Source organism: Kluyvera intermedia (assembly GCF_021440345.1).
Lineage (GTDB): Bacteria > Pseudomonadota > Gammaproteobacteria > Enterobacterales > Enterobacteriaceae > Kluyvera > Kluyvera intermedia_A.
On sequence record NZ_JAKCNS010000035.1, the window covers coordinates 59,144 to 76,614 of the forward strand.

General features: G+C 52.6%; 18 protein-coding genes. 12 read left to right on the forward strand and 6 right to left on the reverse strand.

The window, feature by feature from the left end:
- Nucleotides 1-19 precede the first annotated feature (19 nt).
- The 4 genes from LZ634_RS10925 to mntR all read right to left on the reverse strand — a co-directional run bounded on the left by LZ634_RS10925 (nt 20) and on the right by mntR (nt 3,860).
- Nucleotides 20-736, reverse strand: coding sequence for a GntR family transcriptional regulator (locus LZ634_RS10925; RefSeq protein ID WP_234504906.1), 717 nt, complete (start codon nt 734-736; stop codon nt 20-22).
- Nucleotides 737-759: 23 nt separating this feature from the next.
- Nucleotides 760-2,136 carry a glycoside hydrolase family 1 protein gene (locus tag LZ634_RS10930; RefSeq protein WP_234504908.1) on the reverse strand — a complete coding sequence of 459 codons (1,377 nt, stop codon included), beginning with the start codon at nt 2,134-2,136 and terminating at the stop codon, nt 760-762.
- 141 nt (nt 2,137-2,277) lie between these two features.
- Entirely contained in the window at nt 2,278-3,390 is a 1,113-nt protein-coding gene (locus LZ634_RS10935) for an anion transporter (protein ID WP_234504910.1), read from the reverse strand.
- The gene (gene mntR, locus LZ634_RS10940; RefSeq protein ID WP_234504913.1) at nt 3,387-3,860 is read right to left on the reverse strand and encodes a manganese-binding transcriptional regulator MntR; all 474 of its coding nucleotides are present in this window, start codon (nt 3,858-3,860) and stop codon (nt 3,387-3,389) included. Before mntR ends, LZ634_RS10935 begins: the two co-directional genes overlap by 4 nt.
- A gap of 181 nt (nt 3,861-4,041) precedes the next feature.
- On the opposite strand from mntR, the gene mntS reads away from it, so the two are divergent.
- A complete protein-coding gene (gene mntS / locus LZ634_RS10945; RefSeq protein ID WP_234504915.1) occupies nt 4,042-4,167 on the forward strand; it encodes a manganase accumulation protein MntS in 126 nt (41 codons plus the stop codon).
- A 256-nt stretch (nt 4,168-4,423) separates the two neighbouring features.
- A complete protein-coding gene (locus LZ634_RS10950; protein WP_234504917.1) occupies nt 4,424-6,004 on the forward strand; it encodes a phosphoethanolamine transferase in 1,581 nt (526 codons plus the stop codon).
- 246 nt (nt 6,005-6,250) lie between these two features.
- Here the strand turns inward: LZ634_RS10950 and ompX are convergent, their stop codons facing one another.
- The gene (gene ompX, locus LZ634_RS10955) at nt 6,251-6,760 is read right to left on the reverse strand and encodes an outer membrane protein OmpX (protein ID WP_234504918.1); all 510 of its coding nucleotides are present in this window, start codon (nt 6,758-6,760) and stop codon (nt 6,251-6,253) included.
- Nucleotides 6,761-7,113: 353 nt separating this feature from the next.
- On the opposite strand from ompX, the gene rhtA reads away from it, so the two are divergent.
- The 5 genes from rhtA (at nt 7,114) to glnQ (ending at nt 11,370) form a co-directional block, all read left to right on the forward strand.
- Entirely contained in the window at nt 7,114-8,001 is an 888-nt protein-coding gene (rhtA, locus tag LZ634_RS10960; protein WP_234504930.1) for a threonine/homoserine exporter RhtA, read from the forward strand.
- A 291-nt stretch (nt 8,002-8,292) separates the two neighbouring features.
- Entirely contained in the window at nt 8,293-8,796 is a 504-nt protein-coding gene (dps, locus tag LZ634_RS10965; RefSeq protein WP_234504933.1) for a DNA starvation/stationary phase protection protein Dps, read from the forward strand.
- Between the two features lie 363 nt (nt 8,797-9,159).
- Nucleotides 9,160-9,906: a glutamine ABC transporter substrate-binding protein GlnH gene (gene glnH, locus LZ634_RS10970; protein ID WP_234504936.1), complete on the forward strand. Its 747-nt coding sequence runs from the start codon at nt 9,160-9,162 to the stop codon at nt 9,904-9,906.
- An 85-nt stretch (nt 9,907-9,991) separates the two neighbouring features.
- Entirely contained in the window at nt 9,992-10,651 is a 660-nt protein-coding gene (gene glnP, locus LZ634_RS10975; RefSeq protein WP_052284749.1) for a glutamine ABC transporter permease GlnP, read from the forward strand.
- A complete protein-coding gene (gene glnQ / locus LZ634_RS10980; protein ID WP_234504937.1) occupies nt 10,648-11,370 on the forward strand; it encodes a glutamine ABC transporter ATP-binding protein GlnQ in 723 nt (240 codons plus the stop codon). Before glnP ends, glnQ begins: the two co-directional genes overlap by 4 nt.
- A gap of 41 nt (nt 11,371-11,411) precedes the next feature.
- Here the strand turns inward: glnQ and rlmF are convergent, their stop codons facing one another.
- Complete coding sequence (gene rlmF, locus LZ634_RS10985; protein WP_234504938.1) at nt 11,412-12,338, reverse strand: 23S rRNA (adenine(1618)-N(6))-methyltransferase RlmF; 927 nt, start codon at nt 12,336-12,338, stop codon at nt 11,412-11,414.
- 96 nt (nt 12,339-12,434) lie between these two features.
- Here rlmF and LZ634_RS10990 point away from each other — a divergent pair, with 96 nt between their 5' ends.
- From LZ634_RS10990 to ybiJ, 5 genes are all read left to right on the forward strand, one after another.
- Complete coding sequence (locus LZ634_RS10990) at nt 12,435-13,055, forward strand: flavin reductase family protein (RefSeq protein ID WP_234504939.1); 621 nt, start codon at nt 12,435-12,437, stop codon at nt 13,053-13,055.
- A 95-nt stretch (nt 13,056-13,150) separates the two neighbouring features.
- Nucleotides 13,151-13,411, forward strand: coding sequence for a YdgH/BhsA/McbA-like domain containing protein (locus LZ634_RS10995; protein WP_234504940.1), 261 nt, complete (start codon nt 13,151-13,153; stop codon nt 13,409-13,411).
- A gap of 293 nt (nt 13,412-13,704) precedes the next feature.
- Complete coding sequence (locus LZ634_RS11000) at nt 13,705-15,987, forward strand: catecholate siderophore receptor Fiu (RefSeq protein ID WP_234504941.1); 2,283 nt, start codon at nt 13,705-13,707, stop codon at nt 15,985-15,987.
- Nucleotides 15,988-16,035: 48 nt separating this feature from the next.
- The gene (gene ybiX, locus LZ634_RS11005; protein ID WP_234504942.1) at nt 16,036-16,713 is read left to right on the forward strand and encodes a PKHD-type hydroxylase YbiX; all 678 of its coding nucleotides are present in this window, start codon (nt 16,036-16,038) and stop codon (nt 16,711-16,713) included.
- Nucleotides 16,714-17,169: 456 nt separating this feature from the next.
- Nucleotides 17,170-17,430: a DUF1471 family protein YbiJ gene (gene ybiJ, locus LZ634_RS11010; protein ID WP_234504943.1), complete on the forward strand. Its 261-nt coding sequence runs from the start codon at nt 17,170-17,172 to the stop codon at nt 17,428-17,430.
- Nucleotides 17,431-17,471 lie beyond the last annotated feature (41 nt).

Here is a 17,471-nt window from a genome sequence, read left to right on the forward strand (position 1 = left end):
TAATCACCCGCCATTTTTTTTAGCTGTTATTCACAATCACAATGCCGCCATGATCGTAACGATAGTGGCAGTGCGCGTACTCCAGCGGCGTCCCGTCGTCCAGATAGATAACCTGCTCCACTTCCAGAATTGGATCGCCCGGCTCGCAGCTCAGATGCTGCTGGTCCAGTTCATCCGGCTTTATCGCCCGAACGACGCGGTAGGAGCCCATCATTTTTAGCCCGAGATTGTCCTGCACGTAGCGAAACACCGAGCTTTCCAGATGCGCCTTACTCAGCCCTGGCACCAGCGATACCGGCATCACCGTGATATCCAACGACAGCGGTTCGCCGTTAAGCAAACGCAGGCGAACAAAATCGTAGACCGGCGCATCGGCGTTAATCAGCAATGAAGCCTGCTCTTTCTCGGTAGGGAAACGTAGTTCAAAACGTACCACCTGGCTTTCAACCGTTCCCAGGTGCCCCCAGGTTTCCGTCGCACCGGCATAATCGCTGCCGGGCACATCCCACTGCGAAAGCTGGAGGAAGTTTTTGCGCACAAAAGTGCCCTGCCCCTGGCGGGTATAGACCAGCCCTTCGACTATCAGCTGGCGCATGGCCTGCTGGATAGTCATACGGCTGGTGCCAAATTCTGCCGCCAGCGCAAACTGGTCCGGCAGAGGGTCAGAAGCAGGATACTGCCGACTTATGATCCGCTTTTTAATTTCCCGCGCTATCGCGATGTACTTCGCTGCCATCACCCGCCTCTGTTTTTCTGTGATTACATCTCTTCGCCGTTGCTGTGAATGGCCTTTTTCAACCATGCATAACTTTTCTTCGGCACGCGGCTTAAATCTTTTAAGTCGTGGTTTTCACGGTTGACGTACACCACGCCGTAACGCTTACGCATATCGCCCTGCGAGCTAAGAATATCAATCAGCCCCCAGCCCAGGTAGCCAATCACCTGCGCGCCATCTTCAAAAATCGCCTCTTTCATGGCGTTGATATGGTCGCGATGGTAGGCAATGCGGTAATCGTCAGCAATCTGGTTCTCACCGTCCCACGACTCAATGACCCCAATACCGTTTTCAATTGGGAATACCGGCAAGCGCCAGTCGTTGTAGTAACGGGTAATGATACTGCGAAAACCGAGCGGATCGATCTGCCAGTTCCATTCAGTGGCTTTCAGATGCGGATTCGGCTTATCACCGAACAGCATGTAGTTGTTGACCGGCGTGTCTTTTGGAATCGGATCGCTGTCGAGCGTGCGGCTGGCATAGTAGCTAAACGCCATGTAGTCGTTCTTCATGGTCGCCAGCACCGCCAGATCCTCATCAAGATAGATATCGCGCAGCCCCGCTTTATCAACAAAGTGCATCACTTCCGGGCTGTAGCCTTCACCGGCAAAGGCGCGCAGCAGGTTCTGGTTGAAGAATTCATCCAGCTGCTGGGCGCAGAAAACATCGCGCGGTTTGCAGGTTGCCGGATAAACCTGAGCGTGTGCCAGCATTCCGCCCATCAGTTTGCCCGGTTTGGTCTGGTGCAGATAATGGGTCAGATGCGCATGCGCCATCATCACATGATGCTGAATCTGATAGAGCTCGCGCAGGGTTTTATCGCCGCGCATATAGCCGGAAATCAGGAAGGCTTCCGGCATGTGATACAGGTTCTGTTCGTTAAAGGTCAGCCACCAGGTGACGCGGTCGCCGAAGCAATCAATCATTTTCTTGCCGTAGCGGATAAAGGCTTCCAGCACGCGACGGTCGGTGAAACCGTTGTATTTTTCCGCCAGCGCCAGCGGCATATCGAAGTGGTAGAGGCAGATCATCGGCTCAATGCCGCGCTCAAGAAGCCCGGTGATAAAGCGCTCGTAGAAGGCGATGCCCTCTTCATTAAATTCACCATCGCCGGTTGGGCAGACGCGGCTCCAGGCAATCTGGAAGCGGTAGCAGTTCATGCCCAGGTCTTTCATTAAATCAAAATCTTCTTCGAAGCGGTGGTAGGAATCCGTCGCCACCTTCCAGTCGGAGGCAAACTCTTTCGGCTCGCGAATATCGTAAACCGACATCCCTTTACCGCCCTCATTCCACGCCCCTTCAGTCTGCATGCTGGACACCGAGTTGCCCCACAGGAAGTTGGCGGGCAGTGATGATTTCATAGTTTGGCTCCTATATGACTAGTCATTTAAAGTTCATGACTAGTCATATAACCGGAAGACGAAATAATCCGCAACCGCGAGGATCGATTTTTGTGAGATCAAAGTGGATTTCCCGGGCGGTCAACGCTCGCCCGGGAGGGATCAGTGGAGGATCAACAGCAGCCCGTAGCCGGTCGCCGCCGCCCACAACAGCATGGGAATTGAGTAGAGATGGAAGCGCCACCAGATGCGCCGGTCTGCGGCCATACGCAGAGCAATCAGGTTGGCCAGCGATCCAGGCAGCAGGCCGAATCCACCGACGTTTACCGCCCAGGCCAGCAGCAGCGACGGTGGCACGTAGTTCAGCAGCAAAATGGTTGATGGCACATTGCTTATCACCTGCGATAAGCCAATCGCCGTCAGCCATAGCTGGCCGTTGGAGAGCGCACCGACACCGCTGAGCGATTGATTGAGCGCCGGAAGCTGGGTCAGCAGATGCACATCAATAAACATCGCCATAAACACCAGCAGCAGCGTCCAGTCGACGCTAAACACCACGCGACGCGCCAGCAGCAGGAAACCTACGGCAACAATAACCAGCCCCCACAGCTCCTGATTCATCTCCAGCGCGGCGAGGAAAATGATGTAGAACGCCAGACAGCTCCACACCAGCAGCGGCTGCCAGCTCGGTGTGCGATCGCTACTCTGAAAATCGAGCTTTTTCGCCGGGAAGCAGAACCAGCACAGCACCAGCAACGTCGCCATCATCGCCAGCGCAAGCGGCAGCATTTGCAGGGTAAAGGCCGGGAACGATAAACCCGAACGGCCCCACAGTAGAATATTTTGCGGGTTGCCAATAGGCGTTAATAGCGACCCGGCGTTGACCGCCAGCGCCTCAAAAATAATCATCCGGTTGACAGGCAACGCGCACCATTTTTTCAAGGTCAGGGTCAGCGGCACCACGATAAACAGCGCCACATCGTTGGTCAGAAAAGTAGAAAGCAGCGCCGCAGCCAGCACCATAAACAGCGCCAGCTGGCGTTCGGTGACAAAGCGACGCGCCATTTTGCGCCCCAGGACATCAAAATAGCCGCTCTGCTCCACGCCTTTGGTCAGCAGCATCAGGCCGCTTAAGGTAATAATGGTGTGCCAGTCGATGGCTGCGGGCCAACTGGCGGGCCGAAAGGGAACAAAAAAGCTCAGCCCAACGCCGATGAGAATCAGCAGATGTAAAAAACGGTCGCCCATCAGCGACCGTATAAAAGGGAGGTTCATTCAGCCGATTGCCCGTGCTTTTGGGTAAACTGACGGAACATGTCCAGCGTCTCCTCGCTGACATGATGTTCAATGCCTTCCGCATCGCGGCGGGCCGTATCGGCGCTGACGCCCAGCACCAGCAGGAAGTTCTCCACCACCTGATGGCGTTCGCGACTCTCCTGCGCCAGCTTCTCACCTTCTGGAGTCAGAAATACGCCGCGCCATGGGATCTGTTCAATCAGCCCTACGCCCGCCAGACGTTTAAGCATTTTGGCGACGGTCGGTTGAGACACCCCCAGACGGGCCGCCATATCAACCTGACGCGCTTCGCCGACTTCGTTGATCAAATCAGAAATCAGTTCAACGTAATCGTCAATCAGCTCCCGACGGTGCGCTTCACGCACCTGACGAAACCCTTCAACGTGCTCTTCGACATTCACTAGCTGCGTCACTTTTTTTGTTATTGGCGTACCTGCGCGACGACCCATAGAACTTCCTCATCATGTGTGACGCCTGAACGCGTCATATCAAGTGAGCCCATTGTAATGGATTGTGACCCGAGCACAAAAATTTAACGTTTTAGCCATAGCTATAAAATATAGCCTGTGCTATATCTGTATGTAATACGAACGCTCATCAAGGATTGACGAGCTGAATGCAGGAGGAACCATGAACGAATTCAAGAGGTGTATCAGCGTGTTTAGCCACTCTCCTTTTAAAGTACGCTTGATGTTAATCGGTATGCTGTGCGACCTGTTCAACAGCAAGCCACCACAGGACACTCCGTCCCGCTAAGCGGCGTCGCGACGCCGCTTCATCATCCTGTCACAATCCGCTGGCAAGCTACCCGTTTGCGCCCTAAATCCCCGCTTATTTTCTGGTTTTGTAATCGCCATCCCAAAACATTTCGTTATCAGCAGTTGACCCAATAATAAGCTGGCTTTATCTTCTTGCAGCCCTGTACTTTGCATCCCCCTCTTCACGCATTGTCTGGTCAATAAAGAACCCTTGACGCCAGGGGACGCACATGGCGTTTTTATAGTTGCGATTTATGAATCTAACCCTGAAAGACACCCTTGCCGCACGTGGGCTTGCTATAAGCCCGTGGACGGGATTTTATTTTTTACAATCGATTCTAATTAACCTGGCGCTGGGCTATCCATTTAGTCTGCTGTATGCGGTGGCGTTTACCTGCGTGCTACATTTGCTGTGGCGCACGCTGCCAAAAGTGCAAAAGGTGATTCTGGGGGTTTATTCACTCGTCGCCGCGCTCTATTTCCCGTTCAGCACGGCCTACGGCGCACCCAACTTCAACACCCTGTTGGCGCTGCATTCCACCAACATGGAAGAGTCGACGGAAATCTTCACTATTTTCCCGTGGTACAGCTACCTGGTCGGCCTGTTTATTTTTGTACTTGGGGTCATTGCCGTTCGACGCAAACCTGCGGCAAAAACGCGCTGGAATCTGATGAATACGCTGTGCCTGCTGTTCAGCATTGGCGTCTTTTTTGTGCAGCCGATTCAAAATCAGCTCTACGGCGGCGTCTTTAAACTTAAAGACAGCGGCTACCCGGCATTTCGCTTTGTGAAAGACATTATCGTCAACAATAACGAAGTGCTGGATGAACAAAAGCGCATGGCCGAACTTTCCGGAGTCAAAGACACCTGGAACGTGGTTGCGGTGAAGCCGAAGTATCACACTTATGTCGTGGTGATTGGCGAGAGCGCGCGCCGCGATGCCCTCGGCGCATTTGGCGGCCATTGGGATAACACTCCGTTTGCCAGCACGGTTAACGGCAATCTGTTCACTGACTACATCGCTGCCAGTGGCTCAACGCAAAAATCGCTTGGCCTGACGCTCAATCGGGTCGTCGATGGCAAGCCGCTGTATCAGGATAACTTTGTGACGCTGGCAAACCGCGCGGGTTTCCAAACCTGGTGGTTCTCCAATCAGGGACAGATTGGCGAATATGACACGGCAATCGCCAGCATTGCGAAACGCGCGGATGAAGCCCACTTCCTGAAAAGCGGTGATTTTGAAGCCGACAAAAATACCCGCGACGAAGCGCTGCTGAAAATGACCGAGCAGGTGCTTTCGACCCAGCGCAGCCAGCCGCAGCTAATCGTTCTACACCTGATGGGTTCACACCCGCAGGCCTGCGACCGCACTCAAGGTAAGTATGCGCAGTTTGTGCAGTCAAAAGAGACCTCATGCTATCTCTACACCATGACGCAAACCGACAACCTGCTGAGTCAGCTGTACACGCAGCTACGCAGTAGCACCGACAGCTTCTCGCTGGTCTATTTCTCCGACCACGGTCTGGCATTTAAAGAGCGCGGTAAAGCGGTGCAGTACCTGGCGCATGACGATAAATATCAGCAGAACTTCCAGGTACCATTCATGGTGCTTTCAAGCGACGACAAAACGCACAACGTGATTAAAGCGCGCCGCTCGGCCAACGATTTCCTGAGCTTCTTCTCGCAGTGGACCGGCATTCAGACCAAAGAGATCGCGCCGAAGTATCGTTTTATCTCGAAGCAAAAAGCCGGGAAAGTGTTCATTACCAACTTCCAGTTACAAAAAGTGGACTACGATACGCTCAAGACCGATCTCTTTGATCCTAAAAGCTAATCATGCCGCCTCCTCTTTCGCTATCCGTTGGCCTGGCGTTCAGGTTGACGGATGGCGCCTAGCCTAAACGTTGCATGACTATACTGTTCTCATCACCGGGTGGGTCATTTCGTTGGCGTACGGCCGTGCAGCGACGCTGATGTTGGGCAAGCTAACTGGGGGGATGGTTGAATCTGGCGGGAAAGTGGTTTAAAAAGGGCATTAAAAAAGGGGTCATAATGACCCCTTTTATTATCACCGAAGTGATTAGAAGCGGTAACCTGCACCAACAATCCAGGTACCAACGTCAACGCTACGAATGCGAGACTGCTCGTAAGAGAAGTCCAGAGCAACGTTTTCGATTGGGTTGAACTGCAGGCCAGCGCCGTAAGAGAAGCCGTAGTCGCTGGTGCTGTCGTTGATTGGGAACTGGTTGCCCTGTGCTTTACCGTAGCCCAGACCAATTACACCGTAGATGCTTGCCCAGTCGTTCAGACGGTAAGCTGGACCAGCAGTGATGCCGTAGTACTGGCCTTTAGTGTACACGCCGTTCTGGGTGTCACTTTTTTCGGTGTAGGTGAAGGAGCTGATCACACCCAGTGGGCTGTTGTCAGCTTCGTAGCGATATTTCAGGTTGAAGCCGCCAGCTTTGTTAGCGACGCCCTGCATATCACTCTGAGCGTAACCACCGGTAACGGTGGAAGTTGCAGCTACGGCAGTACCTGCGGAAACAGCCAGAACTGCGGCCAGTGCTGAAAGACATGCAATTTTTTTCATAACCACCTCAAATGTGCTTCTAATAAGTCCTAAGTTTTAAATATATCAAAAATTGTTAAGAAACTCTTTCGGCCTGATGATGTCTAAGGGCATCTTTGATGTAACAATTTTTTTCCATCTATCGATATCCCTTTCATTAATAACGTATTTTCACGTTAAATTTCATCACGGTCGTGGTAAAAACATCACGCCACTTTCCAGACAATTCCTAATTTGACAGACGAAATAATCATCGACTAAGCAAATTCTACTCGTTCCATGTCGTTTTTTTTTCAACAAATCCTCAACCGTCTCGCACTATTTCCATTACACTGCCGGTTTTACCTCATTTGACAAAAATTGACAGGAATAAGATGTCTGGCACGTCTCGCAAGCTACCATCATGGTTACCTATACTGGTCATCTTAATCTCGATGATCTCCATCCAAAGCGGTGCATCTCTCGCTAAATCATTGTTTCCATTGATTGGTGCTCCCGGCGTTACCGCCCTGCGCTTGGCGCTGGGCACGCTTATCCTGGTGGTTGTCTTTAAACCGTGGCGACTGCGTTTTGCAAAAGAACAGCGTCTGCCGCTGCTGTTCTACGGTTTGTCCCTCGGGGCAATGAACTATCTGTTCTATCTTTCCTTGCAGCGCATTCCGTTAGGCATTGCGGTGGCGCTCGAATTCACCGGTCCGCTGGCCGTGGCATTGTTCTCCTCACGCCGACCGGTCGATTTTATCTGGGTGATTCTGGCGGTTGCCGGCCTGTGGTTCCTGCTGCCTTTGGGCCAGGACGTGGAACACGTTGATTTAACCGGTGCGCTGCTGGCGCTGGGCGCCGGCGCAGGTTGGGCCGTCTATATTCTGGCCGGACGCCGTGCGGGCGAGGAACATGGGCCTGCAACGGTCGCAATGGGGTCGCTGATCGCCGCCATCGTGTTTGTCCCACTCGGCGCGTTTCAGGCCACCGAGGCGCTGTGGCACTGGTCGCTGCTGCCGATAGGTTTGGCGATTGCCGTTCTTTCTACCGCCCTGCCCTATACGCTTGAGATGATCGCCTTAACCCGTCTGCCTACCCGCACATTCGGTACATTGATGAGTATGGAACCGGCGATCGCCACGCTGTCCGGCCTGGTCTTCCTTGGCGAAACCCTAACGTTTAGCCAGACGCTGGCATTGGGCGCCATTATTATGGCATCGATGGGGTCAACGCTGACGATGCGTCAGGAAACAAAGATCGAAAAGGTCGATATCGGATAATTCTATTTATTATGCATAGTGTGTACCACTATGCATAATATTCAACAAAAACAGCGTGGTTATTTGCCTGAGATCAATAAGCATATTTAAAAAATATACACAAATCAAAACTCGATAAGTAACCATCTGTTTAATAACAAGTTTACCCCATCACAATGCACTCACTATCAAACCTATAGGCACAACCAAAAATACGCCACCGGTGACGGTGCTATACTTATTTTCGTTAATTCATAAGGACGCAAATACACCTGCATTTATCGGTGTATCAGCTTAAGAGGATATATGATTATGAGTACTGCAAAACTGGTCAAAACTAAAAACGCCCAACTTCTCTATACGCGTAACGATGTTCCGGAAAGCGAAAAACAGGCTACTGTTGCGTTACTCAACCGTCAGGTTCTGCAATTTATCGATCTGTCGCTGATTACTAAACAAGCGCACTGGAATATGCGTGGCGCCAACTTCATCGCCGTCCATGAGATGCTGGACGGCTTCCGCACCGCGCTAACCGACCATCTGGACACCATGGCTGAACGTGCCGTGCAGCTTGGCGGTATTGCGCTGGGTACCACCCAGGTTATCAACGCGCAAACTCCGCTGAAAAGCTATCCATTGGATATCACCAGCGTACAGGATCACCTGAAAGAGCTGGCCGAACGTTACGCGATTGTCGCCAACGATGTGCGTAAAGCCGTTACCGAAGCGAAAGACGAAGATACCGCCGATATCCTCACCGCCGCCTCCCGCGATTTGGATAAATTCCTGTGGTTCATCGAAGCGAATATTGAATAACCATAAGTAAACGCAATGACCTCCCGGCCTCACCGGCCGGGAGTAAATGCACTAAAAAAGTGCAGCCAAATGGTCAAAAACCTCGTCAAAGTAAACAACTTGTAATAGTCACCTCACACAATCGTTAATAAAAGATTGTTTTCTCCCCTGCGTTTGCGCTAAAAAACACCGTACTTAACAATGCACCTTTCATGCACCATTTTGGTGCCCTGACATGGTGCGTATGGACATTTATCCTGCCAATTTTGTGCAGTGAGAAAAACATTATCTGTTAAGAAACAATGCATTGTGAAGTTGGCACGATTTTTTCATAAGCCGATTGTTCTCGCAGGGGATCGCCCCGTGGATATAAAAGGAAATGCTATGAAGTCAATGTTTAAAGTTTCACTGGCTGCACTCACCCTGGCTTTTGCGGTTTCTTCTCAAGCAGCTGAGAAACAACTGGTTGTGGCAACGGACACCGCGTTCGTTCCGTTTGAATTCAAACAGGGTGACAAATACGTCGGTTTCGACGTGGATCTGTGGGCCGCTATCGCCAAAGAGCTGAAGCTGAACTACACCCTGAAGCCAATGGACTTCAGCGGCATCATTCCTGCACTGCAGACAAAAAATATCGATCTGGCGCTGGCCGGTATCACGATTACTGACGAACGTAAAAAAGCGATCGACTTCTCCGACGGATACTACAAAAGCGGCCTGCTGGTCATGGTGAAAACCAATAACAACGACATCAAGAGCGTAAAAGATCTGGATGGCAAAGTGGTCGCGGTGAAGAGCGGTACCGGTTCTGTTGATTACGCGAAAGCGAATATCAAAACCAAAGATCTGCGCCAGTTCCCGAACATCGACAACGCGTATATGGAATTAGGCACTAACCGCGCTGACGCCGTTCTGCACGACACGCCAAACATTCTGTACTTCATCAAAACCGCCGGTAACGGTCAGTTCAAAGCGGTCGGTGAGTCACTGGAAGCACAGCAGTACGGTATCGCGTTCCCGAAAGGCAGCGACGATCTGCGTGAGAAAGTGAACGGCGCGCTGAAAACACTGCGCGAGAATGGCACCTACAACGAAATTTACAAAAAATGGTTCGGTACTGAGCCAAAATAATTATTCTTAAGAATGACTGATTAGTTCAGGGGCGACCTTTCGCCCCTGTTGTTTTTGAAAAACCACGGTAACAGGAATACTTACTATGCAGTTTGACTGGAGCGTCATCTGGCCTGCCATTCCAATTTTATTGGACGGCGCCAAAATGACTCTGTGGATCTCGGTCCTCGGGTTGGCAGGCGGTATTATTATCGGCCTGCTGGCAGGCTTAGCCCGCACCTACGGTGGCTGGATAGCCAACCACGTAGCCCTCGTGTTCATCGAAGTGATCCGCGGCACGCCTATTGTTGTGCAGGTGATGTACATCTACTTTGCCCTGCCAATGGCTTTCCCGGATATCCGCATTGATACCTTCACCGCGGCGGTGATCACTATCATGATCAACTCAGGTGCGTACATCGCGGAAATCACCCGCGGCTCGGTACTGTCGATTCATAAAGGCTTCAGTGAAGCAGGACTGGCGCTAGGTCTCTCACGTCGTGAAACCATCCGTCATGTAATTATGCCGCTGGCGCTGCGTCGTATGCTGCCGGCACTCGGCAACCAGCTGATTATCAGTATCAAAGATACGTCACTGTTTATCGTGATCGGCGCCGCCGAGCTGACCCGTAGCGGGCAGGAAATCATTGCTGGCAACTTCCGTGCGCTGGAAATCTGGACCGCCGTAGGCGTCATCTACCTGATCATCACTCAGGTACTGAATATCGTGCTCCGCATTCTTGAAAGAAGGATGAAAATCCTGTGATTGAATTTAAAAACGTCTCTAAGCACTTTGGTCAAACCCAGGTGCTGCACAATATCGACCTCGATATCAAACAAGGGGAAGTGGTAGTTATTATCGGGCCATCGGGCTCCGGTAAATCGACACTGCTGCGCTGCATCAACAAACTGGAAGAAATCACCAGCGGCGATCTGTTCGTTGATGGTCTGAAGGTCAATGACCCGAAAGTGGATGAGCGCCTGATTCGTCAGGAAGCCGGGATGGTGTTCCAGCAGTTCTACCTGTTCCCGCACCTGACGGCGCTGGAAAACGTGATGTTTGGCCCAACCCGCGTGCGCGGCCTGAAAAAAGACGACGCCGAGAAGCTGGCCAAAGATCTGTTAGCCAAGGTTGGCCTCGCCGAACGTGCGCATCACTACCCTTCCGAACTTTCCGGCGGCCAGCAGCAGCGCGTGGCTATTGCCCGTGCTCTGGCGGTGAAACCGAAAATGATGCTGTTTGATGAGCCAACCTCTGCGCTGGATCCGGAACTGCGTCATGAAGTGCTGAAGGTAATGCAGGATCTGGCGGAAGAAGGGATGACGATGGTTATCGTGACCCACGAAATCGGCTTTGCCGAGAAAGTGGCTTCCCGCCTGATCTTTATTGATAAAGGGCGCATCGCCGAAGATGGCAACCCGCAGGAGCTGGTGAAGAACCCACCAAGCCAGCGTCTGCAAGAGTTCCTGCAGCACGTGTCCTGATACAACGCCGTTTATCCCACCTAGGGTAAACGGCGCTTTTCTTAGCGTTTACGCGCCAGGAAACGACGGCGCTGATCGTCATCCATAAACGACCAGGCAATGAAACGGCTCTGCTTCTGCCCTTGGGCCATCTCTTTTTTCACCACTTTCACGGCACCCACGTCGGTTAACGCACGGTACAACGGCGGCAGATTTTCGCCTTTGGACACCAGCGAGGTGAACCACATCACCTGACGGCCAAACTCTTTACTCTCGGCAATCATCTGCTTGATAAAGGCCACTTCGCCGCCTTCACACCACAGCTCCTGCTGCTGACCGCCGAAGTTCAGCGCAGCGTCACGATCCTGCCCCAGGTTACGACGTTTACGCTCGCCGCCTGCACGCGCGGCGGCTGCCGAATCATGGAACGGTGGGTTACACAGCGTGGCATCGAACTGCTCGTTTTTATGAATAATGCCGTTAAACATCGCGGTGAGATCTTTCTGACGACGCAGACGAATCATGCGATTCAGCGACGGGTTAGCGCTGAGGATCGCCTGAGCGCTGGCAAACGCCTGAGGATGCGTTTCACTGCCGGTAAAACGCCAGCCGTACTCATGTGCGCCAATCAGCGGGTAAATGCAGTTTGCGCCAACGCCAACATCCAGAATGCTCACACCTTTCACTACTTCGCCACGCTCATCGCTGAGCAGATCGCCAAGATGGTGGATATAGTCAGCACGCCCCGGTACCGGTGGGCAGAGGAATCCTTCCGGGATATCCCACTCTTTCACCGCGTAAAAATGGGCCAGCAGCGCTTTATTTAGCGTTTTTACCGCCAGCGGGTCGGCGAAATTAATAGTTTGCTCCCCAACCGGGTTGAGGGTAATGAAATCGCTCAGCGCGGGGCAAGCGTCACACAACGCAGCCAGATCGTAGCGATCATGATGACGGTTGCGCGGATGCAACCCCGGTTTTTGGGTAGTCATGACTTTCTCCTGTCTTAATGCCGCGTAAGATACCCGTTGACGGCGGTGCGGTAAATAAGGGAGTCTGGATTCCTGTGATTAAATGACAGGTGTGCCATGTATTTTTATCAGCCTTCTCAGGGACACGGACTGCCGCACGACCCACTGAACGCCATCGTCGGGCCACGCCCCATTGGCTGGATTGCCTCCGTTGACGCGCAAGGCCGCCCTAACCTTGCACCCTATAGTTTTTTTAACTGCTTTAACTATCGCCCACCGATCATTGGTTTCGCCAGCAGCGGCTGGAAAGATAGCGTGCAGAATATCGTCGACACCAAAGAGTTTGTCTGGAACCTGACCACCCGCGATTTGGCGGTGGCGATGAATGAAAGTTCTGCCAGCCTGCCGCACGGTGAGAACGAGTTTATCCGTGCCGGGCTGACTGCGGCCCCAAGCCGCCTGGTAAAAGCGCCGCGCGTTGCGGAAAGCCCGGTCAACTTTGAATGCCGGCTATCGCAATGTATTCAACTCACCGGCGCGGACGGCACCGCCGTGGATACCTGGCTGGTTCTCGGCGAAGTGGTGGGTATTCATATTGCACAATCGTTGCTGGAAAATGGCATCTACCAGACGGCGCGTGCCCAGCCGGTGCTGCGAGCCGGTGGCCCATCGGCCTACTACACCATCGATGAGAACCACCGTTTTGATTTAATTCGCCCGGACGCCCGTCAGAGCTGAACCTGTCAGCCGTTTCGGCGGCTGATTTTTCCCCTTCCCTTTCTGCGAACAACCTACAATTAAAGTATTCCCTGTTGCTATCAGGAGGGGATGCCATGAACACACATCATCTGCTTTATACCGCCACGATCCTCGCGACGCTCTCTTTCTCGGCCTACGCCAGCCCAGTACCTCCCGACGTCCCCAGCGGGCCATTCCGCCCGGTTGGCACCGTCACGGTAAGCGGTGCCAGCAACCTGGATGATTTACAACGACAGCTTGCCGATAAGGCGCATCAAGCAGGGGCGAAGGCCTTTGTGGTGGATGTTGCTGGCGGCAAGAACAAGCTGTTTGGTTCGGCAACGCTATACGATTAACCGCCAGGCCCGTGCACTATCCGGACGTCTCACGCCCACCGGCAAGCGGCACGACTGCGGATAACACCTTCAATTATGTAATTTTCATGTACGGAAAATGAAGAAAATGTAAATCAATGTATTTATTTTTAGCCCAATGAGTGATAAAAAGTTACGCGTTTTGATAATGCTTCTCACAATCATTATCAAATTCATTTAATAAAAATTAAGCAACCTGCAGTGGCAAAGGGACAAGACGTGCCCGGCTGTCATCATTTACATCGTAAATTAAAAATTATAAGACGCTCATTGATATGGAAAAAAATCGCACAACCCCGTTCAGTAGCTTTAGTTCGCTCACCATTTTCACCGGATTATGCCTTGGCTTAACGCCTGCTGCTCAGGCTGAAGAAAGTAAAGAGAAGAGCGCTGGTGATACGCTGGTCGTTGAAGCACAGGCACCTTCTCTGTATGCCCCAACTAAATCGGCAGATCCGAAATTTAGCCGTCCAATTGCGGATACCACCCGTACCGTCACCGTGATTTCCGAGCAGGTGCTCAAAGATCAGGGCGCAACCAACCTGACCGACGCGCTGAAAAACGTGCCGGGCGTAGGGGCATTCTTTGCCGGTGAAAACGGCAACTCATCCACCGGCGATACCATCTACATGCGCGGCGCGGATACCTCTAACAGTATCTACGTTGATGGCGTTCGTGATATCGGCAGCGTCACCCGCGATACGTTCAACACTGAACAGGTTGAAGTGATTAAGGGGCCGTCCGGTTCGGATTATGGCCGCAGCGCGCCAACCGGTTCTATCAATATGATCAGCAAACAGCCGCGTCTGGACTCGGGTATCGATGCCTCAGCAAGCATTGGCAGCGCGTGGTATCGCCGCGGTACGCTGGATCTTAACGAAGCGATTGGCGAAACCACCGCCGTGCGTTTAAATCTGATGGGCGAGAAAACCCACGACGCTGGCCGCGATAATGTTAAAAATGAGCGCTACGGCATTGCGCCTTCTATCGCCTTTGGTCTGGGTACGCAAAACCGCCTGTACCTCAACTATCTGCACGTGAAGCAGAATAATACGCCGGATGGCGGCGTACCAACCGTCGGCCTGCCGGGCTACTCCGCGCCTAACGCCAAAACGTCTGCGCTGAACTCTTCCGGTAAAGTCGATACCCATAACTTCTATGGCACCAACTCGGATTACGACGACTCGACGACCAATACGGCGACGATGCGTTTCGAGCACGATTTCAACGACACCACCACCATCCGCAATACCACCCGCTGGTCGCAGATCAAGCAAGATTACATGATGACGGCGATGATGGGCGGGGCCAGCAATATCGGTATGCCTGACCCGAATAACGTCAATACCTGGACCTGGACGCGCAACATCAACACCAAAGATGTCAGCAACAAGATCCTGACCAACCAGACCAACCTGACGTCGAAGTTCTATACCGGTTCCGTCGGGCACGATATCAGCACCGGCGTGGAATTTACCCACGAGCAGCAGACCAACTACGGCGTGTATCCGTTTACCGCACCGCCGGTAAACCTGTACAACCCAAACAGCAATATCTCGCTGGGCGGCCTGCAGCGTAGCGGGGCAAACTCGAATGGCCAGACCGACACTTTCGGTATCTACGCCTTTGATACCCTGCAAATTACCCAGGATTTCGAGCTTAACGGCGGCATTCGTCTTGATAGCTACCACACCGAGTACGACAGCGCCTCGCTGTGCGGCGGTACCAGTCGCGGTGCGATTGCCTGTCCGGCTGGCGTGGCGAAAAACTCCCCTGTCACCACCGTGGACGCCACCAAGTCAGGTAATCTGGTTAACTGGAAAGCCGGCGCGCTCTATCACCTGACGCAAAACGGCAACGTGTACGTCAACTACGGCATCTCGCAGCAGCCTCCGGGCGGCAGCAACTTCGCGCTGGCAGCTGGCGGCACCGGTAGCAGCGCTAACCGTACCGACTTCAAACCGCAGAAAGCCAAAACCAGCGAAGTGGGCACCAAATGGGAGGTGCTGGATAAGCGTCTGCTGTTGTCTGCCGCAGTCTTCCGCACGGATATTGAGAACGATGTTGAAGCCAACGACGATGGCACCTACTCCCAGTACGGTACCAAACGCGTTGAGGGCTACGAGCTGTCCGTTGCCGGTAACATCACGCCAGCATGGCAGGTGATTGGTGGCTTTACCCAGCAGCGTGCTTCCGTACGTGAAGGCGCCGAAGTCGCTCAGGATGGCACCACCTCGCTGCCATACACACCGGAACATGCCTTTACTCTGTGGAGCCAGTACCAGGCCACTGACGCTATCTCTGTAGGCGCAGGCGCGCGTTATATTGGCAGCATGCACCGTGGTAAAGATGGCGCCGTCGGAACGCCGTCCTATACCGAAAGCTATTGGGTTGCCGATGCTAAGCTTGGCTATCGCGTCAACAGCACGCTTGACCTGCAGCTGAACGTTTACAACCTGTTTGATACCAATTATGTTTCTTCTATCAACAAAAGTGGCTATCGCTACCACCCAGGCGAACCGAGAACCTTCGCGTTAACGGCTAACGTTCACTTCTAAGTTATACGGTGGGGCGCAAGCCCCACTTTCTTTTTCAGGAGAGACCCCATGATGTACCGTATTCCCGGCGTGCTGAGCGAGCAGGAAGTCCGTTATCTTGTTGATGAGCTTAACCAAGCCGAGTGGGTAGATGGCCGGGCAACCGTTGGTGCACAGGGGGCTCAGGTCAAGAATAACCAGCAGGTGGATACCCGCAGCGAGCGCTATACGCAGCTACAGGCGAAAGTGCTGGAGGCGGTCAACCGCCATTCACTGTTCTTCGCCGCCGCGCTGCCAAAAACCATCTCCAGCCCGTTGTTTAATCGCTATCAGCAGCAAGAGACCTACGGTTTCCACGTCGACGGCGCTGTACGCCAGCATCCGCACAGCGGCTGGATGCGTACCGACCTCTCAGCCACGCTGTTTTTATCTGATCCGGCGAGCTACGACGGCGGCGAGCTGACTATCAACGATACCTATGGCCAGCATTCGGTAAAACTACCGGCGGGCGATCTGGTGCTCTATCCGTCAAGCAGCCTGCACTGCGTTACGCCGGTAACACGCGGCGTACGGGTGGCGTCGTTTATGTGGATCCAGTCGATGATCCGCGATGATAAACGCCGTGCGATGCTGTTTGAACTCGACGGGAATATCCAGTCGCTGAAAAGCCGTCACGGTGAATCCGCAGAGGCGCTCTCCCTGCTGAATCTGTACCACAACCTGCTGCGGGAATGGTCTGAGATCTAAAACGCCCAATATCACTCAAAATAGATGAAAAAGATGGGCCGTTAAATCAAAGCGCGGCGCGGGCTAAAGCTCGGCCGCCAGGGATGCGAAAAAGAGCGGGACAAAAACTTACTGACAGCATACAACTAAGCATATAATGTGGAACACACGCGGTAAAACCAGTTTCAATAACGAATATATACCGTAATATACAGAGCAATCGATTATCTTTACGAGCACGCTTTTTGGCAAATAAAGTGGCAAATTGTGCCTTCGATAGCGCAAAAACCATCCAGGTTTCCGCAAACACATTCATGTCGCAAATATTTTATTAATAATCAATAAATTAATAATCATTCAATTTTTTTGATTATCGACATCAATTCTCTTCGATTTATTCCGCCAAAGAAAAACGTGATACTTATCACATCGACAGAACATCGTCCCCTGAACGGAATAACCTGCGAGAGATTAATTATGAAAAACATTAAATATGCTGTTGCCGCAATCGCCCTGTCTGCCCTGTCATTTGGTGCCTTCGCTGCACAACCTGTCACCCAGACCCAGGCACAGAAAATGAACGAAATGGGTACTGTGTCCGTAGACGGCGCAAGCACTCTGGATGGAATGGAAGCTCAGCTGGCACAGAAAGCTGCCGCAGCGGGTGCTTCCGGCTACGCCATCACTTCTGCTAACACCAACAACAAAGTTAGCGGTACTGCAGTTATCTACAAATAATTGCCAACCCTGTTATACCCCGTGAGTCGACCGCTCGCGGG